Here is a 24103-nt window from a genome sequence, read left to right on the forward strand (position 1 = left end):
GTGGCCGGGAGGTCGGCGGGTTCTCGGCGGCGGTGTACGGGGTCCGTGGGTGTCATCGCGGACAGCGCCGTACACCACGGCTGAAGCGGGAGTTCACGCTCAGAAGTCCCACCCGTCGTCCTCGGCCGCGTCCTTGACGGGCTCGGGGGAGGCGAACGACTCGCCGACCATGCCGGCGGTGAGGGTCGTGCCGTCGTTCGGGTCGATCAGGATGAACGAGCCCGTGCGCCGCGAGTCGGCGTAGGAGTCGACCGGCAGCGGCTCGGCGGTACGGATCTTCACCCGGCCGATGTCGTTGGCGACGAGCCGGCCCGGGAGCGGGTGCAGGGACAGGTCGTCCAGCGTCAGCCGGGACGGGATGTCCTTCACGATGGCCTTGACCGTGCGGGTGCCGTGCTTGAGCAGCACCCGGTGGCCGACGGTCAGCGGGGCGTCGGCGACGTGGCAGACGGTCGCCTCGACGTCCTGGGTGGTCGGCGGGGCGTCCTTGCTCGGCACGATCAGGTCGCCGCGCGAGATGTCGATGTCGTCGGCGAGCAGCAGCGTCACCGACTGCGGCGTCCAGGCCACGTCGACCGGCTTGCCCAGCAGGTCGATGCCGGTGATCGTGGTGGCCCGGCCGGACGGCAGCACGGTGACCTGCTCGCCGACGCGGAAGGTGCCCGCCGCGATCTGCCCGGCGTACCCGCGGTAGTCGGGGTGCTCGGCGGTCTGCGGGCGGATCACGTACTGCACGGGCAGCCGCGCGTGGCAGTGCGCCAGGTCGTGGCTGACCGGGACCGTCTCCAGGTGCTCCAGGACGGTCGGGCCGCCGTACCAGTCCATGTTCGCCGACGGCTCCACGACGTTGTCGCCGGCGAGCGCGGAGATCGGGATCGCGGTGACCTCGGGGACGCCCAGCTCGGTGGCGTACGCGGTGAACTCCTCGGCGATGGCCGCGAACACCTTCTCCCGGTAGCCGACGAGGTCCATCTTGTTGACGGCCAGCACCACGTGCGGCACCCGCAGCAGCGCGGCGATCGCGGCGTGCCGGCGGGTCTGCTCGACGACGCCGTTGCGGGCGTCGACGAGGATCACGGTCAGCTCGGCCGTCGAGGCGCCGGTGACCATGTTCCGCGTGTACTGCACGTGGCCGGGCGTGTCGGCGAGGATGAACCGGCGCCGGGGCGTGGCGAAGTAACGGTACGCCACGTCGATGGTGATGCCCTGCTCGCGCTCGGCGCGCAGGCCGTCGGTCAGCAGCGCGAGGTCCGGTGCGTCCTGGCCGCGGCTGCGGGAGGCGTGCTCGACGGCCTCCAGCTGGTCGGCGAGGACCGACTTGGAGTCGTGCAGCAGCCGTCCGACCAGGGTGGACTTGCCGTCGTCGACGGAGCCCGCGGTGGCGAACCGCAGCAGGGTGGTGGCCGAGAGCTCCTCGGTCGTGGTCGTGCTCATGCTTAGAAGTACCCCTCGCGCTTGCGGTCTTCCATCGCGGCCTCGGACAGCTTGTCGTCGGCGCGGGTCGCGCCCCGCTCGGTCAGCCGGGAGGCGGCGATCTCGGCGATCACGGCGTCCAGCGTGGTCGCGTCGGAGTCGACGGCTCCCGTGCAGGACATGTCACCGACGGTCCGGTAGCGCACCCGCCGCTTCTCGACCACCTCGTTCTCGCGGGGCCCGCCCCACTCGCCGGCGGTCAGCCACATGCCGCCCCGCAGGAACACCTCGCGCTCGTGGGCGAAGTAGATCTGCGGCAGCTCGATGCCCTCGCGGGCGATGTACTGCCAGACGTCCAGCTCGGTCCAGTTCGACAGCGGGAAGACCCGGACGTGCTCACCGGGCGCGTGGCGGCCGTTGTACAGGTTCCACAGCTCCGGGCGCTGTCGGCGCGGGTCCCACTGGGAGAACTCGTCGCGCAGCGAGAACACCCGTTCCTTGGCGCGGGCCTTCTCCTCGTCGCGGCGCCCGCCGCCGAACACGGCGTCGAACCTCTCGCTCTGGATCTTCTCCGTCAGCGGCAGCGTCTGCAGCGGGTTGCGGGTGCCGTCCGGGCGCTCCTTGAGCACCCCGCGGTCGATGTAGTCCTGCACCGAGGCGACGTGCAGCCGCAGGTGGTGCCGGGCGACCGCGCGGTCCCGGTACTCGATGACCTCGGGGAAGTTGTGCCCGGTGTCCACGTGCAGCAGCGAGAACGGCACCGGCGCGGGCGCGAACGCCTTCAGCGCCAGGTGCAGCATGACGATCGAGTCCTTGCCGCCGGAGAACAGGATCACCGGCCGCTCGAACTCGCCCGCCACCTCGCGGAAGATGTGGACGGCCTCCGACTCCAGCGAGTCCAGGTGGGACAGGGCGTACGGGGTGTCGGTGCCCTCGTCGATGGTGGCGACGGTCGTCATGCCAGTCCCCTCTCGGTGAGCAGCGCGTACACGGACGCGGCGGACTCCTGCACGGTCTGGTTCTGGGACTCGATCCGCAGGTCGGGCGACTCGGGCTCCTCGTACGGGTCGTCGACGCCGGTGAGCCCCTTCAGCTCGCCCGCCGCCTGCTTGGCGTACAGGCCCTTCACATCGCGTACGGAGCACACCTCGACCGGGGTCGCCACGTGCACCTCGACGTACGGCGTCGCGTGGGCCTCGTGCCGCTTGCGCACCGCGTCGCGGCTGTCGGCGTACGGCGCGATGACCGGGACGAGGACGAGCACGCCGTTGCGGGCGAGCAGTTCGGCGACGAAGCCGATGCGCTGCACGTTGGTGTGCCGGTCCTCGCGGCTGAAGCCGAGGCCCGCCGAGAGGAACTCGCGGATCTCGTCGCCGTCGAGCACCTCGACGCGGTGGCCCTGCTCACGGAGCCGTCCCGCCAGTTCGTAGGCGATGGTGGTCTTGCCGGCGCTCGGCAGACCCGTGAGCCAGACGGTGGCTCCGGTCGTCACGTCAGTCTCCTGGATCGTCGTGGTCATCCGTGCAGCCCGCATTCGGTCTTGGCGCGGCCCGCCCAGCGGCCGGCGCGCGCGTCCTCGCCCTCGAGGACCCGGCGGGTGCAGGGGGCACAGCCGATGGAGGCGTAGCCGTCCATCAGCAGCGGGTTGGTGAGGACGCCGTGCTCGGCGACGTAGGCGTCCACGTCGTCCTGGGTCCAGCGGGCGATGGGGGAGATCTTGACCTTCTGCCGCTTCTCGTCCCAGCCGACGACCGGGGTGTTCGCCCGGGTCGGGGACTCGTCGCGGCGCAGGCCCGTCGCCCAGGCCGCGTAGCCCTTCAGGCCCTCCTCCAGCGGCCGGACCTTGCGGAGCTTGCAGCACAGGTCGGGGTCGCGCTCGTACAGCCTGGGGCCGTACTCGGCGTCCTGCTCGGCGACCGTCTGGCGCGGGGTGAGGGTGATGACGTTGACGTCCATCACGGCGTCCACCGCGTCCCGGGTGCCGATGGTCTCCTCGAAGTGGTAGCCGGTGTCGAGGAACACGACGTCGACGCCGGGCATCACCCGGGAGGCGAGGTGGGCGACCACCGCGTCCTCCATCGAGGAGGTCACGCAGAACCGCTTGCCGAAGGTGTCGGCCGCCCACTGGAGGATCTCCGGCGCGGAGGCGTCCTCCAGGTCGCGGCCCGCCTGCTCGGCGAGCGCCTTCAGTTCCTCGGCGGTGTCCTGGGCCGTGGTCATATCTCGTCCCCTCCCGTGATGTCCTGCCGCACCCCGCGGGCCAGCAGCCCGAGGAAGGTCAGCCGGAACGCGCGATTGCAGGCAGCGCACTCCCAGGCGCCGTGACCCTCCTCGCTGGGCCGCAGGTCCTCGTCGCCGCAGTACGGGCAGTGGAAGGGCACCGCGCGCTCGCTCACGACAGCGCCTCCTCGGAGGCGCGGGCCGCCCAGCTGGCGAACCGCTCGCCGTCCTCGCGCTCCGCCTGGAAGCGCTTCAGGACCCGCTCGACGTAGTCGGGCAGTTCCTCGGAGGTGACCTTCAGGCCGCGCACCTTGCGGCCGAAGCCGGCCTCCAGGCCGAGCGCGCCGCCGAGGTGCACCTGGTAGCCCTCGACCTGCTCCCCCCGGTCGTTGAGGACCAGCTGCCCCTTGAGACCGATGTCCGCCACCTGGATGCGGGCGCAGGCGTTCGGGCAGCCGTTGAGGTTGATGGTGAGGGGTTCGTCGAAGTCCGGGATACGGCGCTCCAGCTCGTCGATGAGGGAGGCGCCGCGCTCCTTGGTCTCGACGATGGCCAGCTTGCAGTACTCGATGCCGGTGCAGGCCATGGTGCCGCGCCGGAACGGGGAGGGCCGGGCGGTGAGGTCCAGCGCCTCCAGGGCGTCGACCAGCGAGTCGACCTGGTCCTGCTCGACATCGAGGATGATCATCTTCTGCTCGACGGTGGTGCGGACCCGGCCCGAGCCGTGCGCCTCGGCCAGGTCGGCGATCTTCGTCAGTGTGGTGCCGTCGACGCGGCCGACGCGCGGGGCGAACCCGACGTAGTAGCGGCCGTCCTGCTGCCGGTGCACACCGACGTGGTCACGCCAGCGCTCCACCGGCTGCGCGGGGGCCGGGCCGTCGACCAGCTTCCGCTTCAGGTACTCGTCCTCCAGCACCTGGCGGAACTTCTCCGCGCCCCAGTCGGCGACCAGGAACTTCAGGCGGGCGCGGTTGCGCAGCCGCCGGTAGCCGTAGTCGCGGAAGATCGAGATGACGCCCTCGAAGACGTCCGGGACCTCGTCCAGCGGCACCCAGGCGCCGAGCCGCACGCCGATCTTCGGGTTGGTGGACAGACCGCCGCCGACCCACAGGTCGAAGCCGGGGCCGTGCTCGGGGTGGACGACACCCACGAACGCCACGTCGTTGATCTCGTGCGCCACGTCCAGCAGCGGCGAGCCGGAGATCGCGGACTTGAACTTGCGCGGCAGGTTCGAGAACGCCTTGTTGCCGATGACCCGCCGGTGGATCTCCTCGATGGCCGGGGAGCCGTCGATGATCTCGTCCTCGGCGATGCCCGCGACGGGCGAGCCGATGATCACGCGGGGCGTGTCACCGCAGGCCTCGGTGGTGGACAGGCCGACGGCCTCCAGGCGGTTCCAGATCTCGGGCACGTCCTCGATCCGGATCCAGTGGTACTGGATGTTCTGCCGGTCGGTGATGTCGGCGGTGCCGCGCGCGAACTCCTGCGAGATCTCGCCGATGACGCGCAGCTGCCGCGTGGTGAGGCGGCCGCCGTCGATGCGGACGCGCAGCATGAAGTACTCGTCGTCCAGCTCCTCGGGCTCCAGGATCGCGGTCTTGCCCCCGTCGATCCCGGGCTTGCGCTGGGTGTACAGACCCCACCAGCGCATCCGGCCGCGCAGGTCGTTGGGGTCGATGGAGTGGAAGCCGCGCTTGGAGTAGATCGTCTCAATGCGTGTCCGCACATTGAGACCGTCGTCGTCCTTCTTGAACTGCTCGTTGCCGTTGAGCGGGGTGAAGTGACCCGCGGCCCACTGACCCTCACCGCGGTGACGGCTCACCTTGCGGCGGGGAGTCGCGGCGGCAGGGTTCTGCGGGTTGGCGGCCATGGTGGATACGTCCTTCGGGACAGGCGGAAGCGGTGCTGACCTGCGCGTACAGGCGCGTTGAGGCATACGTGCGCATCGTCGCGCGAGGGCAGACGGAAGGGAGGGAACCGGGAAGCTGGCTTGCTGTCAGCGCGCCGGACAGATGGCGCTGGACATGCGGCCGAGGTCGACGTGCCGTCGACTCACCAAGGCGATTCCAGTTCCAGACATGACGGAAGCGTGTCATGGCGATCTGGACACAGTCCAGCTTCGTCCAGGATGCGGACACCCCTGTCTCGCACAGCAAGACAAGGGTGTCGTCGGTCACATCGACCGCGAAGGGCCTTGTCGTCCCAGGTCAGGCGCGGTATGCGGCCTGCCGGTCGAGGGTGTGCGCGCGGCTCGGCGGGGCGTACTCCCCGCTCAGGCAGGGTACGCCCCCGGCCAGGGACCGGGCGTGGCGACCTCCGCCTCCTCCTCGACCTTGGTGTCGAACAGCGTGAAGCCACGGCGCAGGTAGTTCTCCAGCGCGAACTCGCCGTCCTTGCTGCACGTGTGCAGCCACACCCGCTTCGTCGGCGGCCGCTGCGGCCAGCGGTCGGCGAGATCCCAGGCGCGCGCGGTGCCGTACGACAGCAGATACCCGCCGATCCGGCGGCCCCGGAAGGCCGGAAGCAGCCCGAAGTAGAGGATCTCCACCACGCCCTCGTCCTGCGGGTCCAGCTGCACGTACCCGGCCGGCGTGCCCCGGTCGTACGCCACCCAGGTCTCCGCGCCCGGCCGCTGAAGCTCCTCCTGCCACTGGGCGTACGTCCAGCTCAGCCGGTCCGTCCAGCGGATGTCCCCGCCCACCGCGGTGTAGAGGAAGCGGCTGAACTCGGGCGAGGGCACCTCGGCGCGCACGACGCGGATGTCGCCCTCGGGCTCGGCGGCGGGCAGCAGGTCGCTCGGCGCGGTCTGCTCCAGGGACCAGGTGGTCACGGGGATGTTCGGCATGTCCCCCAGAGAACCATCTACTCCAGCGAGCTGTCGATCGTGTTCAGCCCCAGCGAGAACAGCGTCCGCCCCGACTGCGACCAGACCTCCCCGGTCTCCTCCCAGTAGGACAGGGCCCCGGCCGGTCCGCTCCAGCACTGGTAGGTGCCGTCCGGGCCGCACTGCGCCGACTCCGCGCGGTCCCCGTCCAGCCGGACCAGCGTCCCGTGCCCCTCGAAGGCGCCGTCGCCGCGGGCCAGGTACCAGCGGGAGCGGTGCGCGAGCACGCCGTGCGCCCCGGCCGCCGCCTCCGTCTCGTACGCCTCGACCGGCGACGGCTCCGGCAGCCCGGCGCCGGGGCCGGTGGTGTCGGTCTCCAGGGCGTAGCGCCACAGCCGGGCGGGCCGGTCGGCGTCGGCCGGGACCGCCTCGCTCACCGCGAGGCTGTCGGGCGCGGTGCTGCGGTCCAGGGAGAGCGCGCCGATGCGGGCCGCGCCGGTCAGCCGGTACGCGGCGACGGCGGTCAGCGTGAAGCCGTCGGCCTCCCGGCGCAGGCGGTCCATGTCGTAGACGTAGAGCGTCCGGCCGCGGTCCCCGGTGGCCAGCAGCTTGTCCTGGTACCAGACCAGCCCGGACAGCGGTGAGACGAGCGGCCGCACCGAGCGCCCGCCGTCCGCGGGCACCAGGGGACTCACCCAGGCGTAGGTCATGCGCTCGGCGTCGATCACGGCGATCCGGGCCCGTCCCCGCGCGTCGCTCCAGCCCGAGAGCAGGACCCGGTGCTCACCCCAGTGGCCGTCGTCGTCGGCGTCCCCGGAACCGGTGAGCGCCCCGGCCCGCGCCTCGCGGGTGTCGGCCTCGGCCCAGCACCAGGCGCGGCCGGCCGTCGGCGTCACCGGCAGCGCGGCGCGCTCGGCGGCGGCGCAGTCGGCGGCGGGGCGCAGCGCGCGGTCGGCGTCCGCGACGACGTCCGCGATGCGGACGGCCGGTCCGGGAGCCGCCGGATAGGTCTCCTCGTGCAGACGCAGCTCGTTCACCTCGGCCGCCGAGGTGAGCGGCTGCAGCGGGCCCGGACGGGCGCCGTCGGTCGCCTGGGAGGCGCTGATCATGGTCGCGGCGGCGGTCAGGGCGAGCGCGGTGCCGGCCAGGGCCGCACGCAGCGCCCTGCCCTGTTTGCGTCTGCGGTGTCGGCCGCGGTGCTTCATCAGTCCTCCAGAGGGGCCAACTGCGCCGCTCGTTCCGCACGTTGAGCATGGCACAGGTGGGGTGGCCGGTAGGGGGATGCTACGGCAGGGTTGCGGGGCCGCGGACGAAGACCCCGTAATTGCCCCCGAGCGGGGCAACGTCCGCGGGGGCCCGCCCCGCGAACGATCTTCGACGGGCCGGGCGCGGTCCGTCCGGCCGGCTCAGGGGCGAGTGGCCGAAGCCGGTCGGCGAGTACGCCGTCGCGACGGGTACGGCGCTTCAGGGCACCGCGGCCGCCTGCCGGGCTCGGATCACCGCCGGGGCCGTCGAGTGGGGCAGCAGGTCGCGCGGATCGGCGGGCGGCACCACGGTCACGTCGACGTCCTCAGCGAAACGATACGGCCGGTGCTCCAGCAGTCCCCCGAGGTAGCGCCGCACCCGCGACAGCTCGGCGCGCACCGTCACCGTGCGCGCGGCGTCGCCGAACATGTCCTCGGCCAGCCCCGCCGCGCTGCGCCCCGAGCGGCGCACGGCCAGCAGATACAGCAACTCCGCGTGCCGGGGGCTCAGTTCGTGCGTCCACGCGCCCAGGCTGCCGGAGACGGTCACCGTCCAGCGGCGCGACTGCGCCAGGTTCAGCACGACGCGGGTGGTGCCGCCGCGGGGCGGCGGCCCGTCCTCGCCGAGCCGCACCAGCCACCCCCCGGCCAGCGGCTCGACCGTGCACGCCCCGAGGCCCGGCAGCCAACGGCGGCCCGCCGTCAGCGTCTTGGGCAGCGTGATCCGGTTGGTGTACGGCATTCCCGTCACCGCCGCGGTCCAGCCGTCCCGGTCCACCACCAGCGCCCGCCCGGCGAGCCGGGACAGCGCCGGCGCGGCCACCGCGCGCAGCCGTTCCAGGGTCGTCAGATGCAGCTCGCGCAGCCGGGCCTCGGCGAGCTTGGCCACCGAGTCCACCCAGGCGAGGGTGGCCGGGTGCATGGTCTCCAGCGGGCCGCTGACGTCCACCACGCCGATCAGCCGCCCGTCGCGCGGGTCGGTGATCGGCGCGCCGGCGCACGTCCAGGTGGCGTGCGACCGTACGAAGTGCTCGGCGGCGAAGACCTGCACGGGCCGCCGGACGACCGCGGGGGTGCCCACCCCGTTGGTGCCGACCGTGGTCTCCCGCCAGTCGGCGCCCAGCAGGAACCCCAGCGCGTCCGCCTTGCGCAGCACCGCCGCGCTGCCCTCCCGCCACAGCACCCGGCCGTCCGCGTCGGCGACCACCATGATGTGGTGGGCGGCGTCGGCCACCGTCACCAGTCCCTCACGCAACACCGGCATCACATGCCGCAGTGGTGACTCCTCGCGCCGGCGCCGGACCTCCTCCGCGGTGAGCAGACGCGACCGGAAATCGTGCTCGGGATCCACGCCGCTGCGCAGCATGCGCCCCCAGGACTCCTCGATGACCGGTCGGGGAGTGAAGGGCGCGCGTTGTCCGGAAAGGGTGGCGTCGCGCACCTCGCTGAGCACCCGCGCCGCGCGGGCGGCGTCGGTGGCGGCGAGTCGCGTCATGTGCAACGGCGAGTTCGCCACAGTTGTCCTCCGGGGAATTGCCTCTCGGGCAACCGGTGTCAAGCCCTCCGGCCGACGGTTTCCGGTCGCATGGTGATGGAGGTCCCATACTGCCGTTCGCCGGGGGACGGAGGGGCACAGTCCGGTCACCGAGCCCTTATAAGTTGCAACCCCTTGCAACCCTGGTGAACCCGTATACGTTGATTGAAACTTGAGCGACGTCGCCCGTGCGGCGCTCGTGGCCTCAACGGGCCAGCAGGCAGGGGTGGTGCCGTGTCGGCGCAGCACCACCCCTGTCGACGTGTCCGGCCTGCTCAGGGGACGACGGGGCGCGCCCGCTCCACCACCGACGCCAGATCCAGGGTGTGCGGCAGCGTCCCGAAGGACGCGCCCCAGTCCCCGCCCAGCCGCGAAGCGCAGAACGCGTCCGCGACCTCCGGCGGCGCGAACCGCACCAGCAGCGACCCCTGCAGCACCAGCGCGAGCCGCTCCACCACGCGCCGGGCGCGCGCCTCCACGCCCTCCAGATCGGCGAGTTCCGTCAGCAGGTTCTTGATCGCCCCGTCCAGCCGGTGATCGGCGCCGCGCGCCAGGCCGATCTCCGTCAGCGTGGCGTTCAGCGCGTCCGGCTCCCGCCGCAGCGCCCGCAGCACGTCCAGCGCCTGGATGTTGCCCGCGCCCTCCCAGATCGAGTTCAGCGGCGACTCGCGCACCAGCCGGGGCAGCCCGGACTCCTCGACGTACCCGTTGCCGCCCAGGCACTCGGCGGCCTCCACCGCCACCGCCGGGCAGCGCTTGGTCACCCAGTACTTCGCGGCGGGCACCGCGAGCCGCAGGAAGGCACGTTCCTGCTCGCCGCCGTCGTCCCAGGCCGCCGCCAGCCGCAGCGCCAGCGTCGTCGCCGCCTCCGACTCCAGCGCGAGATCGGCCAGCACGTTGCGCATCAGCGGCTTGTCGACGAGCTTCCCGCCGAACGCCTCGCGGTGCGCGCAGTGGTGGACCGCCTGTGCGACGGCCTGCCGCATCAGCCCCGCCGAGCCGAGCACACAGTCCAGGCGGGTCGCCGCGACCATCTCGATGATGGTCCGCACCCCGCGGCCCTCCTCGCCGACCCGGCGCGCCCACGTCCCGTCGAACTCGACCTCCGCGGAGGCGTTCGACCGGTTGCCCAGCTTGTCCTTCAGCCGCTGGACGCGGAACACGTTGCGGCTGCCGTCGTCCAGCACGCGCGGCACCAGGAAGCACGTCAGCCCGTCCGGGGCCTGCGCGAGCACCAGGAACCCGTCGGACATGGGCGCCGAGCAGAACCACTTGTGCCCGGTCAGCTCGTACGTCCCGGCCTCGGCCAGCGGCGTCGCCGCCGTCGTGTTCGCGCGGACGTCGCTGCCGCCCTGCTTCTCGGTCATCCCCATGCCGAACAGCGCGCCCGCCTTGCGCGCCGCGGGCCGCAGATCACGGTCGTACACCGTGGACGTCAGCCGCGGCTCCCACTCGGCGGCCAGCTCCGGGTCGGCGCGCAGCGCGGGCACCGCCGCGTGGGTCATCGACAGCGGACAGCAGTTGCCCGCCTCGACCTGTGTCCACACCAGGAAGGCCGCCGCCCGCCGCACATGCCCGCCGGGCCGGTTCCAGGCCGCGGTCAGCCCGGCCGAGACACCCTTGCCGAGCAGCCGGTGCCACGCCGGGTGGAACTCCACCTCGTCGATCCGGTTGCCGTAGCGGTCGTGGGTGCGCAGCCGGGGCGGATGCTCGTTCGCCAGCACCCCCCACTCCTGCACCTGTGCCGACCCGGAGGTCCGGCCGAGCCCCGACAGCTCCGCGCGCGCTTCGTCGAGCAGCCGCGGATCGAGCCGGCCGAGATGCCGCTCGACGGCCGCCACGAGCGCCCGGTCGGCCGCGTAGACGTCGTAGCCGGCCAGCGGCGGGGGCTGATTGGTCACGGTGTGGGTGCTGCGCGCCATGACTGGGAACCTACCCCGCGGTACGCCCCTGGTCACCCGTGGACCGGCGGCGGCCGCCCGGCGCCCCTCCCGGCCGCGACCGGCCGCCCCGGGGGTGCGGGCCGCCCACCCGAAGGTGCGGGGGCGGCCGCCGGGGGCGCGCCCGCCGGGCCGTCCGCAGGACCATGGTGAGCGTGACCTCGCACGGCGGATACCGTTGGGTCGTGCAGCCAGCAAGTGACATCCCCCAGCGGCCCCCCGGCCGTCTCCACCGTGCGCGTGCCCTCTACCGGAACGTCTCCAAGCGCAGGACCGCCTGGCTGTTGCTCAAGGACACCGTCAACTCCTGCATCGAGTACCGCATCCTCGGGCTCGCCGCCGAGGCCGCGTTCTTCACGCTGCTGTCCGTGCCGCCGCTGCTGCTCAGCATGATCGGCCTGCTCGGCTACGTCGACGACTGGACCGGCACCGACACCATCAGCAGCCTGGAGACCAACCTCCTGGAGGCCTCCCGGACCGTCCTGTCCGACAAGGGCGTCACCGAGATCGCCCAGCCGATCCTGGACGACGTGATGAACGGCGGCCGGCCCGACGTCATCTCGATAGGGTTCCTGTTCGCCCTGTGGTCGGGCTCGCGCGCGGTGAACGTCTTCATCGACACCATCACCGTCATGTACGGCCTCGACGGGGTGCGCGGCATCGTCAAGACCCGGCTGATGGCGTTCCTGCTGTTCATCGTGGCCCTGCTGATCGGCTCGGTCGCGCTGCCGCTGATGGTGGCCGGACCGGACGCGGTCGTGCGCATCCTGCCCTGGTCGACGACGGTCGTCCAGGTCCTGTACTGGCCCGTGGTGATCGTCCTGTCCATCGTCTTCCTGACGACGCTCTACCACGTGTCCGTGCCCGTCCGCTCCCCGTGGATCGAGGACGTGCCCGGTGCCCTGGTCGCCCTCGGCATGTGGGTCCTCGGCAGCTTCCTGCTGCGCATCTACCTCACCAGCACCATCGAGGGCGCGACGATCTACGGCTCGCTGGCCGCCGCCGTCGCCGTCCTGCTGTGGATCGGCGTGTCCGCCTTCGCGGTCCTCGTCGGCGCCGCCATGAACGCCGCCATCGACCGCGTCTGGCCGGCCGCCGCTACCGCCGCGGCCCGCGAGGCCAACGAGCGGATGCGCGAGGCGCAGGTCGCCGAGTACGTCGCCCGCGCCGCCGCGGCCGCCCGCGAGGCCGACCCCGACGACCCCGACATGCCCTCCGAGTTCCCGGAACGCTGGTCCCGCTTCCTGCCGCCGGAGGACGTCACGGCCCGCCTGCGCGCCCACGCCAAGAGCGCGCCGAAGGGCGATCACCCGCCGCAGGACTGAGGCGGCGGACGGGGGCGGCCGGTCAGTCCGCCGCCCAGGCGCCCGCCGCCGCGGCCCGCGCCGCGTACGCCGCGAAGTCGCGCGGCTCGCGGCCCAGCACCTCGCGCACCCCGCCCGAGAGGTGCGCGTTCCTGCCGTCCAGCAGGGACGCGAAGAGGTCGACGAGATACGCGACCTCCTCGGGCGGGTGTCCGAACGCGGCCAGTCGCTCGCCGTACGCCCGCGCCGCCACCGGCCGGTACGCCAGCTCCCGCCCGGTCGCCCGCGCGACCTCCGCCACCGCCTCCCCGAACGTCAGCAGCCGCGGCCCGGACACCTCCAGCACCCGCCCCGCGTACCGGTCGCCGTCCGTCAGCGCGGCCACCACCACGTCCGCGACGTCCTGCAGGTCCACGAAGGGCTCCGCCACCTCGCCCCCGGGAAACACCAGCTCCCCGCCCTGCCGCAGCTCGTCCGCCAGCGGCCCCTCGCTGAAGTTCTGCGCGAACCACGCGGCCCGTACGACCGTCCACCGCGCACCCGGCACGCGCAGCGCCTCCTCGGTGGCCCTGGCCTGGTCCTCGCCGCGCGCCGACAGCAGCACCAACCGCCGCACCCCGAGCGCGACCGCCTCCCGCGCCAGCCGCCCGACCGCCCCGGCGGCCGCCGGGGCGCCCACGTCCGCCGGGTGCGCCAGGTACGCGGCGTCCGCGCCCCGCAGCACGTCCGCCCAGCCGGCGGGACGGTCCCAGTCGAAGCCGTGGGCGCGCGAGGCGGGCCGTACGGTCAGCCCGGCCGCCCGCGCCGCCTCGGCGACCCGGCGCCCGCTGCGGCCGGTCGCACCCGTCACCACGAGGGTCATCCCCTCGGACCGCTTCCCGACCGTGATCAACGCGTCGTTCGGGTGCGCCGGGTTCGCCGTGTCTGTCGTCTCCGTGGTCTTCGTCGCGTCCGTCGAATCCATCGTGTTCGTCGTCCGGGTCGCGCTGTTCGCTGTCATGCCGCCAGTCAACCGCCGCCGTCCGTCCGGTCCCATCGCCGAACGGCTCATCCCCATAAGCGCGCGTCTACGCTGACCGCATGGACGCCCTCGCAGCCCTGCTCGCGGGTCCCCGCGCCCGCGGCGCCTTCATGATCCGGGCCTGCTTCGACCCGCCGTGGGCGGTACGGGTGGCGGACCGGGCGCCGCTGACGGTGATGGTGCTGGCCCGCGGCGACGCCTGGATCACCCCGGAGACGGGCGAACCGGTGCGGCTGACCGCCGGTGACCTGGCCATCGCCCGCGGCCCCGACCCGTACACCTGCGCCGACGACCCCGGCACCGCCCCGCAGGCGCTGATCCTGCCGGGCGGCCGGTGCCGCTACCCCGACGGCCGCCCGCTGAACGGCTCCATGGACCTGGGCGTGCGCACCTGGGGCGACCGGGCCGACGGCAGCGCCGTGCTGCTGATCGGCACCTACCAGTGGCCCGGCGAGATCGGCGCCGGCCTGCTGGACACGCTGCCCCCGCTGATCACCCTCACCGCCGGTGTCTGGGACTGCCCGCTCACCCCGCTGCTCGCCGAGGAGATCACCCGCGACGCGCCGGGCCAGGAGGTCGTCCTCGACCGGCTGCTCGACCTGCTGGTGATCGCCGCGCTGCGGGCCTGGTTCGCCCGCCCGGAGGCGGAGCCGCCCGGCTGGTACCGGGCGCTGGGGGACCCGGTGGTCGGCCGGGCGCTGCGGCTGCTGCAGGACGACCCGGCGCACCCGTGGACGGTGGCCGCGCTCGCCGCCAAGTGCGGGGTGTCCCGCGCCGGGCTGGCCCGCCGCTTCACCGAGCTGGTCGGCGAACCCCCGATGAGCCACCTCACCGGCCGGCGGCTGGCCCTCGCCGCGGACCGGCTGCGGGAGACCGACGACACCCTGGAGGCCATCGCCCGCCACGTCGGCTACGGCAGCGCCTTCGCCCTGTCCAGCGCGTTCAAACGGGTGTACGGGGTGAGCCCGCAGGAGCACCGGGCGCGGACCCGGGCGGGGCAGGAGCGCGCACCAGGGCGCGCACAGGGGCGCGCGTAAGCTGGCCGCGTGTACACGGAACGGGTGTCGTCGCTGGTCGAGGCGACGGTGTGGACGAACGCCCCGGCCGGGACCGGGCTCGGGCGGGTGCTGCCGGACGGCTGCATGGACCTGCTGTGGAGCGAGGGCCGGCTGTCGGTCGCCGGACCCGACACCCGCGCGTACGTCCCCGACGGCCCGCCCGTGCCCTGGGCCGGCGTCCGCTTCCCGCCCGGTGTCGCCCCCGCCCTGCTCGGCGTCCCCGCGCACGAGCTGCGCGACCGCAGGGTCGACCTGGCCGAGCTGCGCCCGGCCACACAGGTACGGCGGCTGCGCGCCCTGGTCGAGGCGGCGTCCGACCCGATGAGCGGCCTGGAGGCGGCGGCCGCGCGGCTCGCCGCCACCGCGGAACGGCCCGACCCGCTGCTGCGCCGCCTGGTCGCGGCCCTGGCCGCGGGCCGCCCGGTCGCCGCCACCGCCGACGAGCTGGGCCTCGGCGCCCGCACCCTGCACCGCCGCTCGCTCGCCGCGTTCGGCTACGGCCCCAAGACGCTGGCCCGCGTGCTGCGCCTCCAGCGGGCCCTGGCGCTGGCCCGGGCCGGTCTGCCGTACGCGCAGACGGCGGCCCGGGCGGGCTTCGCGGACCAGGCCCACCTGGCGCGGGACGTCAAGGAGCTGACGGGTCTCCCGCTCGGACGGCTACTGGGCCGGTAGCGGCGCGAACAGGTCGACGCCGTTGCCGTCCGGGTCGTGCACGACGGCGTACCGCTGCCCCCACACGGCGTCCCACGGCTTCAGCTCGCCGTGGTGACCGGCGTCGACCAGCTCCTCGTACACCGCGTCGACCTCGGCGGGACTGTCGCAGCGCAGCGCCAGCGACGCCCGGGAGGCGGTCCCGGACGGCGGCTGCCAGCCGGGGTGGAAGGACTTCACGGTCTCCTCGACGTCCAGCATCAGCCGCAGCCCGCCGGGCAGTTCGGCCTCCGCGTGCGGCAGCTTCTCGGCTCCCTCGGGGAACGCGAAGCCCAGGCGGCGGTAGAAGGCGACGGAGGCGGCCATGTCGGAGACGACCAGACCGATGGCATCGAAACGTGGACTCATGCGGCCACCGTAGGCGGGGCGGTGGCGCCGCGTATTGAAGGAATCGGACACCCGCCACCCGCCATCCGCCACCCGCCAGCCGCAAACCGGCAACCTCGCGCGACACGGTCGAACGCCAAGAGCCCCCGTCCCTCCGAACGGAGGAACAGGGGCTCTTCTCGGAGCGCCGGGCAGGCCTTGCACCTGCATCTCCCCGCAGGAAGCGGGGCGTCTTTCCTTGGACCACCAACGCCTGACCGGTGACCGGTGTTCTCCGGCGGCCGGGCAAGATCGACTATACCCCAGGGGCGCGGTGCTGTCCAAGCGCGGACAGACGCCGGGGAGACGGGGGTCGTGGGCGCGGACGGGAGAGCCGGGTCATCCGGTCGTCCTCTGGTGGTCATCCGGATCGGTCACCGGGATCGGACATCGGACCTGGCGCGCGGAACGCCGTACGGCGCACTCGGGTGAGGCCGTGCTCTCGTTCGCGCCCGGCGGCGGTGCGCGCCTCTTGGTTTGCCCGGCGTCCGGTTCTAGTCTCCAGGTCGGCTCGGACGCCGGTCCGACGCGCTCGACACCCGGATCGCGGGTCGCCTGAGCGATACAGCGATACAGCGCCACCAACGCCTGGCAGGGGGGGGTGACCTTGGGACCGCGACTGCTCGACCGGTGGCGGCTCGGAGCCGAACTGGGACGCGACGCCAGGGCCACGGTGTACGCCGCCGTGGACGAGCGCAACGGGGAGCCACGGGCGGTCAAACTGATCCACGCCCCACCGGCGGCGGATCCTGGGCGTGCTGGACGGGCTCGCGTACGCCACGGCGTGCCCTTGGAAGACGCCACGGGGATCGTGCACCGAGACCTGGAACCGAGCAACATCATGCTGACTCGGACTTTGGGACGGCCGAGGCCGAGCTGGCTCGCCTGCGCGTGCACGAGCGGAAGATGGGCATGGACCGCGGGCGGGACGCCCCTCCACCCAGCGAGGTCGCCGCCCGTGCGCTGGCCGAGATCCGCAGGAGCATGCCGGCGGCACCACCCGAGGGGGAGGACTGAATGGCGGTACGGCCTTCATGGCGCAAGCCCATCCCCCTCGGCCTGGCCGTCTCGCTGGAGGGGCAGCTCACGGTCGCGGCGCCGCTGCTCGGCGCGGCCAACATCGCGCTGCTGATGAGTGGTGGCGGCCGACGCGGACAAGTTCCGCTGGCCGGATCCTGCGCTGTTCGCCCTGACCCTGGGCGCGCTGTTCCTGATCAGCGCTGTCCACGGAGGCGTACTCGCGCGCGGGCACCTGTACTCACGCGGAGATGTCGAACAGTGGTGGGGGCCGCTGTCGGAGATGACGGAATCACGACGGGAGCGGCTGATCAGCGACCAGCGCGCCGACTTCGACCTGTGGCGCAGCCGCAGCACGCGCGCCAACCTCCTGTACAACCTGGGCGTCCTGTGCCTGGCCGTCGGGAGCGGACTGGCCCTGGTCCCGCCCCACGGCACGGCCACACCGGTGTGGCGCTGGCTCGCCGCCGGAACCGTGGCCGCGTTCTGCGGGCTGGCGGTCCTGTCCTGGACGGCCCGTCTGGTACGTGGCGTGGTGGACGCGTGGGCGGTCCTGCGCATACGCCACAGTGATGAGAGCTGAACCAGGCGGCGGTGAGGAGCAGCGATGAGCGGTTACTACGACTTCGGCAGCAAGGGCGCGCCCGCTCGGCAGTGCCCCGCGTGTGACGCCGCTTATCCCCTGACCGGCGTTCGTCGGCCTCGCCCGCCCGACCACTATCCCGAGTGCCCGCTCGGGGACGTCCCGCTGAAACTCGTGGCGGGCCTGTCGCTGGAGGCGGCGCTGGCCGAGGCCGGGCGCTGGCGCGCGGAACACGGCGAGCGGTGACCGATGGGTCAGGCCCGCGGCAGGCAGTGGCATCGGACCCCTGGGTCGGAGGCGGCGGCCCGCGCCGTCAGTCGAAGGTGACGGGTCCGCGCGGGGTGTCGATGGTGAAGTGGAGACCGACGTCGCCCTCGGTGATGGTCAGTCCGGTGTCCAGTGCGGCGAGGAGCGGGCGGATCTCGTCGGGGGCGGGGGCCGTCGCCGACAGGTGCAGCAGGGGAGTGACGGGCAGTCCGCCGGCGGTGGGGTGGCGGGAGGTGCCCCAGTCGATGAGGAACGGCACCAGGCCCGAGGGGTGCGCGGTGACGCCGTCCGTCAGCCGCCAGGCGAGGAGGGTGCCGTCGGGGGTGCGGCGGCTCATCGCGTGGGCGGGGCCAGGGTCGTAGCCGCGGGCGCGGGCGGTGGTGACGGCCGCGTCCAGGTCGGTGGTGCGCAGCGCCCAGGTGACCGTGCGCGGGCCGGTGAGCGCGTCCACCGCGAACGGGCGGGGGCCGGACGGAGCGGACTGCTCCGGGTCGGGGCCGATGATCTCCAGATAGGCGCCGCCGCCCAGGCCGACCAGATGGTTGCGGGTGCCGAGGCCGGCGTGGGTACCTCCGGCGGCCGGTGCGACCCCGGTCCGCCGGGTGAAGTCGGCCACCGTCGCCGCGAGATCGGGGGTGGCGAGCACGAGGTGGTCCAGATGTGCCGGGATCGTGTCCATCGCCGCCGAGAGTACGCCGGCCCCCACCCGGTCGTGGGACACCTGTGCGGAAAGATGAGGGCATGACCCGTCTGCCGCGTGCCCTGCCGTACGCCTCCTTACTGCTGCCCGCACTGCTCCTGACCGGCTGCGGCGACGAGCGCCGCGCCGCCGACCCGGACGACGTCGCCTCCCGCGCCCGCGCGATGGGGATCGCGCCCGAGCACGTCTACGCCATCGAGGCCGACGGCTTCACCGTAACCCGGCAGTCCGTCGGCGTGTACGGCGGCGACGGTTACTCGGCGGTCTACGTCTCCCGAGCCACCGGCGGCCAGATCCATCTGCGCGTCGACCGGGGCGAGATGACCGCGGCCACCTGCCCGCAGCTGCCGGCCGGTGACGTCTCCGGCGGGCGGACCACATGCCGGAAGGACGGCGAGGCCTGGTACCGCAGCTCCGGTGACCAGCGTGAGTACGCCGTCCCGAAGGGCGGTCACGTCGTCCGGGTCGGCGCCGGCCCCGAGGTCGGCCGCGACGTGCTGCGCGAGGCCGCCCTCGGTGCCCATCACCCCACCGCGGACGAACTCGACGCCCTGCTGCCGGAGGGTCAGGGCGGCGCCGAGCCGCCGGTGGAGCGCGGCGACCTGCCTCCGGAGGGCGACGGGGCGCCGGACAACGACGTGGACGCGGGCGGCTGAGCCGGGCGGGGACATCTGTCCGGGGGCGGGGGCGGGGGCGGGGGTAGGGCGGTAGTGCGGGAGCGCGGCCGAGGGCGCCAAGCCGCCGAGCCCTCCGGCACGCCGCACACGCCGCACGCGCCGGGCGCGTTGAGCGCAGCCAGCGCGCCGTGTGCGCCGGGGATCTCGCGGACGTCCACTCCCTCCGAGGCCGTGCCCCCCTCCGCTTAAGGTCGTGCGCATGGCCCCCAGACTGCTCGTCTTCACCCGCACCACCGACTACCGCCACGACTCCATCCCCGCCGCCGTCGCGGCCGTCCGCGCGCTCGGTGCCTACGACGTCGACCACACCGAGGACCCGGTGGCCCTGGAGGCGCCGTTGGCCGGATACGCCGCCGTCGTCTTCCTCTCCACCAGCGGCGAGGTGCTGACGCCGGCCGGGCGGGAGCGGCTGGCGGAGTATGTGGAGGCGGGCGGCGGGTTCGCGGGCGTCCACGCCGCCGCCTGCACGGAGTACGAGTGGCCCTACTACGAGCGGCTGCTGGGCGCCCGTTTCGACCGGCACCCCGCCTTCCAGCCCGGCAGGGCCCTCGTGGAGGACCGCGCCCATCCGGCCACCCGGCACCTGCCCGCCGTATGGGAGTTCACCGACGAGTGGTACGACTTCCGCACCAACCCCCGCGGCACGGTCCGCGTCCTGGTCAGCGCCGACGAGTCCTCCTACGAGGGCGGCGGCATGGGCGCCGACCACCCCCTCGCCTGGTGCCACAACCGGGGCGCCGGCCGTGTCTTCTACACCGCCCTCGGCCACGCCGCCGAGGCGTACGCCGACCCCGCCTTCCGGGAGCATCTGCGCGGCGGCCTCGCTTGGGCGGCCCGGCTGACGGAGTGATCCGGCGGCGGGACGAGGCCCGCCGGTGGGCCTCAGTCCCGTGGCGCCGCCGTGCTCTCGCGCGCGATCAGACGGGTCGACAGCTCCGTGCGGGTGCTCTCGGGGCGGTCGCCGTCCATCAGGCGGACCAGGAGGCGCAGGGCGGTGGCGGCCATCTCGGAGACGGGCTGGCGGACGGTGGTGAGGGCGGGGGAGGCCCAGCGGGCCTCGGGGAGGTCGTCGAAGCCGACGACGCTCAGGTCGCCGGGCACCCGCAACCCCCGTTCGGCCAGGGCCTCGTAGACACCGAGGGCCATGCGGTCCGAGCAGGCGAAGACGGCGGTCGGCGGCTGCGGCAGGTCGAGCAGTTCCCGCGTCTGCCGCCGGGCGGCGGCCTCGTCGGACCCGGTGTGCCGGATGTACTCGGGCCGGTGCGGCAGCCCCGCCGCGGCGAGCGCCGACCGGTAGCCCGCGAGCCGCGCCCCGCCGCACAGCGTGCGCCGGGGGCCGGCGAGCACGGCGATCCGCTCATGGCCGAGGGACAGCAGGTGCTCGGTCGCCATCACCCCGCCCTGCCAGTTCGCCGCGCCCACCGACACCACGCCGGGCGGCGGTTCGAGCAGCGGGTCGATCATCACGAACGGGATGCGGTGCTGCTCCAGCCAGGCGTACTGCGCCTCGGTCAGCTCGGGCAGGTCGAACAGCACCCCGGCCGAGCCGCGCGCGGACAGCTTGTCCAGCCAGCCGCGTTCGGGGCGCCCGGCCCGGATGCGGGGCAGCGCCGCCGAGACGACGACGTCCAGCCCGGCGTCGTGCGCCGCCTCCTCCACGCCGTGCAGCACCGCCCCCGACCAGGAGCTGGCCAGGGAGCGCACGACGAGGTCCACCATGCTCGGGGTCCGCGCCGCGTCGAACCGCGGCCGGCGCACGTAGCCGAGCCGGACCAGCGCCTCGGTGACCCGGCGGCGGGTCTCGGGCGCCACGTCCTCGCGGCCGTTGACCACCTTGGACGCGGTCGGCACGGACACCCCCGCCTCCCGGGCCACCACCGCCAGCGTCGGACCGGCCGTCGTGCTCGAACGTGCCGTTCGGCCCATCGGAACCCACCCCTCCGGCCCGCCCGAGGGCCCTCGAACGTCACGACCCGCAGGCGGCTGCGGGGTCGTGACCACGACCGTATAGAAAGCGCTTCCTACCTTAGGTGGGTGCGGGGGAGTCGTGAAGAGAGGGGAATCGGCGGAGTGCGCCCGCGTGAACTCTGGCAACGACGTGGGGCGAGGGTGCCGGGTGAGGGGCTACGGGCGTGAGGTGCGGCCGTCAGGCGACCCTGGTCAGGTCCGCGTGCCGTACCTCGTGGGCCGGTGGCAGGCCCCGCGCCAGCCGCTCCAGCTCCTCCACGACGATCCCGCCGAGGCGCGCCAGCTCATTGCCGAGCGAGCCCGCGATGTGCGGGGTGAGGAACACGTTGGGGAGCGTGTGGAGAGGCGAGCCGGGCGGCAGCGGCTCGGGGTCGGTCACGTCGAGGACCGCGCTCAGCCGCCCCGACGCCAGCTCCCCGACGAGCGCTTCCTGGTCGACCAGGGCGCCCCGCGAGGTGTTGATCAGCACGCCGCCGTCCCGGACCAGGGCGAGCGCGGCCCGGTCCAGCATGTGGCGGGTGCCGGGGATGTCCGGCGCGTGCAGGGTGACGGTGTCGCTGCCGCGCAGCAGCTCCTCCAGCGAGACCAGGCGCGCACCCAGCGCGGCGGCCTCGGCGGCGTCCACGTACGGGTCGTACAGCAGCACCTCGAAGTCGAACGGCCGCAGCAGCTCCAGCAGCCGGCGGCCCACCCGCGAGGCGCCGACGACACCGACGCGGCGGCCCAGGTTGCCGAGGGCGGCGGTATCGGCGGGCGACGGGAAGGTGTGCCCGGCGCGGTAGCGCTCGCGGTGCCCGAAGGCGTCCTTCCCGGTCAGCAGGATCATCGCGAGCGTGTACTCGGCCACCGGCAGCGCGTTGGCCGTGACCGCGCTGGAGACGGTCACCCCGCGCCGCCACAGGGCGTCGCCCACCAGCGAGCGCACCGAGCCCGCAGCGTGCAGCACCGCCCGCAGCCCGGGGGCGGCGGCCAGGGCGCGCTCGTCGAGGCGCGGGCAGCCCCAGCCGGTGATCAGGACGTCCGCGCCGGCCAGCGCCCCGGCCGCCGCCGGATCGGCGAAGCCCCGTACGACCAGCGCGGGGTCGAGTACGGCCGTCCGCCGCAGCCGGGCCATCAGCGGATCCGGGAACAGCCGCGGGAGATGCACCGGGTCCATCGCGAACACGGCCCTGGGCAATCGGACGCTGGGCATGGGGCTCCTGACGTGTGCCGGACGAGGAGAGACGCGGTCGGTGAAAGCGCCTTCTACCGTAGGTGCGGGGGCGGGTGCGGGCAATCAGGCGAGCGCGCCGGAATCGGCCCTCGTCCGGGCCACTCCGCCGCCCGTGCGGCCCCCGCGTCGTCCTTCCGCGGAATAGATCCCCTCGATGCGATGCTCTGACGTCAACGGAGCGTCAGCGCGCGAGGAGCTGGTGGCGGATGGCGGCGGCAGACGGGACGGGAGGCCGGACGGCAGACGGGACAGGACGCCGGGCGGCCGGCGGAGCCGGGGACCGGGCAGCGGACCGGGCCGGCCCTGTGGTGCGCACGCCGTACGGGGCCGTACGCGGCCGGTACGAGCACGGTGTCGCCGTGTTCCGGGGCATCCCGTACGCGGCACCCCCCTTCGGGCCCCGCCGCTTCCGGCCGCCGGTCCCGCCCGAGCCCTGGCCGGGGATCCGGGACGCCCTCGCCTTCGGTCCCACCCCGCCCAAACCGCCGTACTCCGAGGCCTTCGCGCAGTACCTGTCCGACCCGGTCGTGCCCGGCGACGACTGTCTCAACCTCAACGTGTGGACGCCCGAGCCGGGCCCCGCAGCCCGCCTCCCGGTGCTCGTCTGGCTCCACGGCGGCGCGCTGACCAGGGGCTCCTCCGGCGTGCCGGTGTACGACGGACGCACCTTCGCGCGGGACGGCGTCGTCTGCGTGTCGGTCAACTACCGGCTCGGCGTCGAGGGCTACGGACTGTTCCCGGACGCCCCCGCCAACGCCGGTCTGCGCGACCAGCTCGCCGCCCTGCGCTGGGTGCGCGAGACCATCGAGGCCTTCGGCGGCGACCCGGACCGGATCACCCTGGCCGGGCAGTCCGCCGGCGCCATCAGCACCGGCGCCCTGCTCGCCGCGCCGCAGGCCCAGGGCCTGTTCCGGCGGGCCGTCCTGCAGAGCGGGGCGCCCGAGGCCGCCGACCGGGACAAGGTACGGCGCATGGTGCGCCGGATGGCCGCCCGGCTGCGGATCCCCGCCACCGCCGAGGCCTTCGCCGCCGTCGACCGCGAGCTGCTGCTGCGCACCCAGGCCGAGGTGGGCCGGCTCGGCGGCCCCGTCCTCGGCGGACCCGCCTTCGGGATCGTCGTCGACGGCGACCTCGTCCCGCGCGACCCGCTCGAAGCGCTGGTCGAGGGGGAGGCCGCGGCCGGCGCCGAACTGCTCATGGGCTGGACCCGTGACGAGTACCGGCTCTGGCTGGTCCCCGGCGGCCTGCTGGAGCGCGTCGACCGGCTCGGCGCGGTCGCCCTCGCCGGTGCCATGGCCCGCTGCCACGCCGGCCACGAGGTGCCGCGCGGCTACCGTGCCCTGCGGCCCGGCGCCGGCACCGCCGAGATCGTCGGCCAGATGATCACCGACCACCTGCTGCGCCGCCCGTTGCACCGCCTGGCGGACGCCCGCCCCGGCACGTCGTACGTCTACGAGTTCGCCTGGCCCTCCCGGCTGCCCGGCCTCGGCGCCTGCCACGCGCTGGAGCTCGGCTTCGTGTTCGACAGCGGTGACGTGCCCGAGTCGGCGAAGCTGGCCGGCCAGGGCGCCCCGCGGGAACTGGCCGAGCGGATGCACCGGACCTGGGTGCGGTTCGTCACCGACGGGGACCCGGGCTGGGAGCCGTGGGACGCCGCCCACCCGGTGCGCGTCTTCGGCGAGACGACCGAGCCGGGGGCGGACGGTTCCCCCGCGCTGCGCGCGCCCTACACGGCGTTCGGTCCGCGGGACGCCGAGCTGGCGCTGTGGGCCGCGGCCGACGCCCTCGCCCGGGAGTCCACACCCGCGTCGGGTCCGACTCTGGCTCCCGCGTCACCCACGCGCGGGGGGGAACTGCGCTCGGCGGTACGGCGGTTCCACCGCTCCGCGGGCGCGCGCCGGACTGATCACCCGGCACCCGGCTCCGGGCCTACTCGGCGGCGGTGAGCAGTTCCGTCAGCTCACGGGGTCACGGGCTCGCGGGCTCGGTGCCGAGTCGGGTCTCGCACCGGCCTGTCCGGCCGGCCGCCGGACGCCGCCTCGG

24 protein-coding genes are annotated in these 24103 nt (G+C 74.0%); 8 read left to right on the forward strand and 16 right to left on the reverse strand.

Annotated features, from left to right (window positions below; all coding sequences use genetic code 11):
• Positions 1 to 99: 99 nt before the first annotated feature.
• From G7Z13_RS27560 to G7Z13_RS27605, 11 genes are all read right to left on the reverse strand, one after another.
• Positions 100 to 1434 carry a GTP-binding protein gene (locus tag G7Z13_RS27560; protein ID WP_166002919.1) on the reverse strand — a complete coding sequence of 445 codons (1335 nt, stop codon included), beginning with the start codon at positions 1432 to 1434 and terminating at the stop codon, positions 100 to 102.
• A 2-nt stretch (positions 1435 to 1436) separates the two neighbouring features.
• A complete protein-coding gene (gene cysD / locus G7Z13_RS27565; protein WP_166002920.1) occupies positions 1437 to 2372 on the reverse strand; it encodes a sulfate adenylyltransferase subunit CysD in 936 nt (311 codons plus the stop codon).
• Complete coding sequence (gene cysC, locus G7Z13_RS27570) at positions 2369 to 2905, reverse strand: adenylyl-sulfate kinase (protein ID WP_166002921.1); 537 nt, start codon at positions 2903 to 2905, stop codon at positions 2369 to 2371. The genes cysD and cysC overlap by 4 nt, the downstream gene beginning before the upstream one ends.
• A gap of 23 nt (positions 2906 to 2928) precedes the next feature.
• Positions 2929 to 3633: a phosphoadenylyl-sulfate reductase gene (locus G7Z13_RS27575; protein WP_166002922.1), complete on the reverse strand. Its 705-nt coding sequence runs from the start codon at positions 3631 to 3633 to the stop codon at positions 2929 to 2931.
• Complete coding sequence (locus G7Z13_RS27580) at positions 3630 to 3809, reverse strand: hypothetical protein (RefSeq protein ID WP_166002923.1); 180 nt, start codon at positions 3807 to 3809, stop codon at positions 3630 to 3632. The genes G7Z13_RS27575 and G7Z13_RS27580 overlap by 4 nt, the downstream gene beginning before the upstream one ends.
• Positions 3806 to 5503 carry a nitrite/sulfite reductase gene (locus G7Z13_RS27585; RefSeq protein ID WP_166002924.1) on the reverse strand — a complete coding sequence of 566 codons (1698 nt, stop codon included), beginning with the start codon at positions 5501 to 5503 and terminating at the stop codon, positions 3806 to 3808. Before G7Z13_RS27585 ends, G7Z13_RS27580 begins: the two co-directional genes overlap by 4 nt.
• A gap of 126 nt (positions 5504 to 5629) precedes the next feature.
• Entirely contained in the window at positions 5630 to 5713 is an 84-nt protein-coding gene (locus G7Z13_RS34240; protein ID WP_310591794.1) for a putative leader peptide, read from the reverse strand.
• A gap of 192 nt (positions 5714 to 5905) precedes the next feature.
• Positions 5906 to 6478 (reverse strand): GNAT family N-acetyltransferase, encoded by a 573-nt coding sequence (locus tag G7Z13_RS27590; RefSeq protein WP_166002925.1) that lies wholly within the window; start codon positions 6476 to 6478, stop codon positions 5906 to 5908.
• A 17-nt stretch (positions 6479 to 6495) separates the two neighbouring features.
• Positions 6496 to 7662, reverse strand: coding sequence for a hypothetical protein (locus G7Z13_RS27595; protein ID WP_166002926.1), 1167 nt, complete (start codon positions 7660 to 7662; stop codon positions 6496 to 6498).
• Between the two features lie 259 nt (positions 7663 to 7921).
• Positions 7922 to 9217: a GAF domain-containing protein gene (locus G7Z13_RS27600; protein ID WP_166002927.1), complete on the reverse strand. Its 1296-nt coding sequence runs from the start codon at positions 9215 to 9217 to the stop codon at positions 7922 to 7924.
• Positions 9218 to 9510: 293 nt separating this feature from the next.
• Positions 9511 to 11157, reverse strand: coding sequence for an acyl-CoA dehydrogenase family protein (locus G7Z13_RS27605; protein ID WP_166002928.1), 1647 nt, complete (start codon positions 11155 to 11157; stop codon positions 9511 to 9513).
• Positions 11158 to 11360: 203 nt separating this feature from the next.
• On the opposite strand from G7Z13_RS27605, the gene G7Z13_RS27610 reads away from it, so the two are divergent.
• Positions 11361 to 12500, forward strand: coding sequence for a YihY/virulence factor BrkB family protein (locus G7Z13_RS27610; protein ID WP_166002929.1), 1140 nt, complete (start codon positions 11361 to 11363; stop codon positions 12498 to 12500).
• Positions 12501 to 12522: 22 nt separating this feature from the next.
• On the opposite strand, the gene G7Z13_RS27615 is transcribed toward G7Z13_RS27610, so the two are convergent.
• A complete protein-coding gene (locus tag G7Z13_RS27615) occupies positions 12523 to 13341 on the reverse strand; it encodes an NmrA family NAD(P)-binding protein (RefSeq protein WP_240926539.1) in 819 nt (272 codons plus the stop codon).
• Positions 13342 to 13559: 218 nt separating this feature from the next.
• Between G7Z13_RS27615 and G7Z13_RS27620 the strand changes: the two genes are divergently transcribed.
• Both G7Z13_RS27620 and G7Z13_RS27625 read left to right on the forward strand, forming a co-directional pair.
• Positions 13560 to 14537, forward strand: coding sequence for an AraC family transcriptional regulator (locus G7Z13_RS27620; RefSeq protein WP_166002931.1), 978 nt, complete (start codon positions 13560 to 13562; stop codon positions 14535 to 14537).
• Between the two features lie 9 nt (positions 14538 to 14546).
• The gene (locus G7Z13_RS27625; RefSeq protein ID WP_166002932.1) at positions 14547 to 15230 is read left to right on the forward strand and encodes a helix-turn-helix domain-containing protein; all 684 of its coding nucleotides are present in this window, start codon (positions 14547 to 14549) and stop codon (positions 15228 to 15230) included.
• Here G7Z13_RS27625 and G7Z13_RS27630 read toward each other — a convergent pair.
• Positions 15216 to 15617, reverse strand: coding sequence for a VOC family protein (locus tag G7Z13_RS27630; RefSeq protein WP_166002933.1), 402 nt, complete (start codon positions 15615 to 15617; stop codon positions 15216 to 15218). The genes G7Z13_RS27625 and G7Z13_RS27630 overlap by 15 nt on opposite strands.
• A 1156-nt stretch (positions 15618 to 16773) precedes the next feature.
• Between G7Z13_RS27630 and G7Z13_RS27635 the strand changes: the two genes are divergently transcribed.
• Both G7Z13_RS27635 and G7Z13_RS27640 read left to right on the forward strand, forming a co-directional pair.
• Positions 16774 to 17235, forward strand: coding sequence for a hypothetical protein (locus G7Z13_RS27635; RefSeq protein ID WP_166002934.1), 462 nt, complete (start codon positions 16774 to 16776; stop codon positions 17233 to 17235).
• A gap of 24 nt (positions 17236 to 17259) precedes the next feature.
• Entirely contained in the window at positions 17260 to 17481 is a 222-nt protein-coding gene (locus G7Z13_RS27640; RefSeq protein WP_166002935.1) for a hypothetical protein, read from the forward strand.
• 67 nt (positions 17482 to 17548) lie between these two features.
• Here the strand turns inward: G7Z13_RS27640 and G7Z13_RS27645 are convergent, their stop codons facing one another.
• Complete coding sequence (locus G7Z13_RS27645) at positions 17549 to 18181, reverse strand: VOC family protein (protein ID WP_166002936.1); 633 nt, start codon at positions 18179 to 18181, stop codon at positions 17549 to 17551.
• A 62-nt stretch (positions 18182 to 18243) separates the two neighbouring features.
• Here G7Z13_RS27645 and G7Z13_RS27650 point away from each other — a divergent pair, with 62 nt between their 5' ends.
• Together G7Z13_RS27650 and G7Z13_RS27655 are read left to right on the forward strand one after the other, a co-directional pair.
• Complete coding sequence (locus G7Z13_RS27650; RefSeq protein ID WP_166002937.1) at positions 18244 to 18858, forward strand: hypothetical protein; 615 nt, start codon at positions 18244 to 18246, stop codon at positions 18856 to 18858.
• A 220-nt stretch (positions 18859 to 19078) separates the two neighbouring features.
• Complete coding sequence (locus G7Z13_RS27655) at positions 19079 to 19729, forward strand: ThuA domain-containing protein (RefSeq protein ID WP_166002938.1); 651 nt, start codon at positions 19079 to 19081, stop codon at positions 19727 to 19729.
• Positions 19730 to 19761: 32 nt separating this feature from the next.
• Here G7Z13_RS27655 and G7Z13_RS27660 read toward each other — a convergent pair whose 3' ends face one another.
• Together G7Z13_RS27660 and G7Z13_RS27665 are read right to left on the reverse strand one after the other, a co-directional pair.
• Positions 19762 to 20805, reverse strand: coding sequence for a LacI family DNA-binding transcriptional regulator (locus tag G7Z13_RS27660; RefSeq protein WP_166002939.1), 1044 nt, complete (start codon positions 20803 to 20805; stop codon positions 19762 to 19764).
• Between the two features lie 220 nt (positions 20806 to 21025).
• Positions 21026 to 22039, reverse strand: coding sequence for a hydroxyacid dehydrogenase (locus tag G7Z13_RS27665; protein ID WP_206313154.1), 1014 nt, complete (start codon positions 22037 to 22039; stop codon positions 21026 to 21028).
• 326 nt (positions 22040 to 22365) lie between these two features.
• Here G7Z13_RS27665 and G7Z13_RS27670 point away from each other — a divergent pair, with 326 nt between their 5' ends.
• On the forward strand, positions 22366 to 24006 hold the full coding sequence (locus G7Z13_RS27670) for a carboxylesterase family protein (protein ID WP_166002940.1): 1641 nt from the start codon (positions 22366 to 22368) through the stop codon (positions 24004 to 24006).
• Positions 24007 to 24103 lie beyond the last annotated feature (97 nt).

This window comes from Streptomyces sp. JB150 (assembly GCF_011193355.1).
Classification (GTDB): domain Bacteria; phylum Actinomycetota; class Actinomycetes; order Streptomycetales; family Streptomycetaceae; genus Streptomyces.

Coding starts and splice junctions, on each gene's coding strand:
- G7Z13_RS27615 (WP_240926539.1), bottom strand. CDS start 13,341: ATGACCCTCGTGGTGACGGGTGCGACCGGCCGCAGCGGGCGCCGGGTC.
- G7Z13_RS27660 (WP_166002939.1), bottom strand. CDS start 20,805: ATGGGCCGAACGGCACGTTCGAGCACGACGGCCGGTCCGACGCTGGCG.
- G7Z13_RS27575 (WP_166002922.1), bottom strand. CDS start 3,633: ATGACCACGGCCCAGGACACCGCCGAGGAACTGAAGGCGCTCGCCGAG.
- cysD (WP_166002920.1), bottom strand. CDS start 2,372: ATGACGACCGTCGCCACCATCGACGAGGGCACCGACACCCCGTACGCC.
- G7Z13_RS27640 (WP_166002935.1), top strand. CDS start 17,260: ATGAGCGGTTACTACGACTTCGGCAGCAAGGGCGCGCCCGCTCGGCAG.
- G7Z13_RS27650 (WP_166002937.1), top strand. CDS start 18,244: ATGACCCGTCTGCCGCGTGCCCTGCCGTACGCCTCCTTACTGCTGCCC.
- G7Z13_RS27655 (WP_166002938.1), top strand. CDS start 19,079: ATGGCCCCCAGACTGCTCGTCTTCACCCGCACCACCGACTACCGCCAC.
- G7Z13_RS34240 (WP_310591794.1), bottom strand. CDS start 5,713: ATGTCTGGAACTGGAATCGCCTTGGTGAGTCGACGGCACGTCGACCTC.
- G7Z13_RS27665 (WP_206313154.1), bottom strand. CDS start 22,039: ATGCCCAGCGTCCGATTGCCCAGGGCCGTGTTCGCGATGGACCCGGTG.
- G7Z13_RS27605 (WP_166002928.1), bottom strand. CDS start 11,157: ATGGCGCGCAGCACCCACACCGTGACCAATCAGCCCCCGCCGCTGGCC.
- G7Z13_RS27595 (WP_166002926.1), bottom strand. CDS start 7,662: ATGAAGCACCGCGGCCGACACCGCAGACGCAAACAGGGCAGGGCGCTG.
- G7Z13_RS27590 (WP_166002925.1), bottom strand. CDS start 6,478: ATGCCGAACATCCCCGTGACCACCTGGTCCCTGGAGCAGACCGCGCCG.
- G7Z13_RS27560 (WP_166002919.1), bottom strand. CDS start 1,434: ATGAGCACGACCACGACCGAGGAGCTCTCGGCCACCACCCTGCTGCGG.
- G7Z13_RS27630 (WP_166002933.1), bottom strand. CDS start 15,617: ATGAGTCCACGTTTCGATGCCATCGGTCTGGTCGTCTCCGACATGGCC.
- G7Z13_RS27585 (WP_166002924.1), bottom strand. CDS start 5,503: ATGGCCGCCAACCCGCAGAACCCTGCCGCCGCGACTCCCCGCCGCAAG.
- G7Z13_RS27620 (WP_166002931.1), top strand. CDS start 13,560: ATGGACGCCCTCGCAGCCCTGCTCGCGGGTCCCCGCGCCCGCGGCGCC.
- G7Z13_RS27645 (WP_166002936.1), bottom strand. CDS start 18,181: ATGGACACGATCCCGGCACATCTGGACCACCTCGTGCTCGCCACCCCC.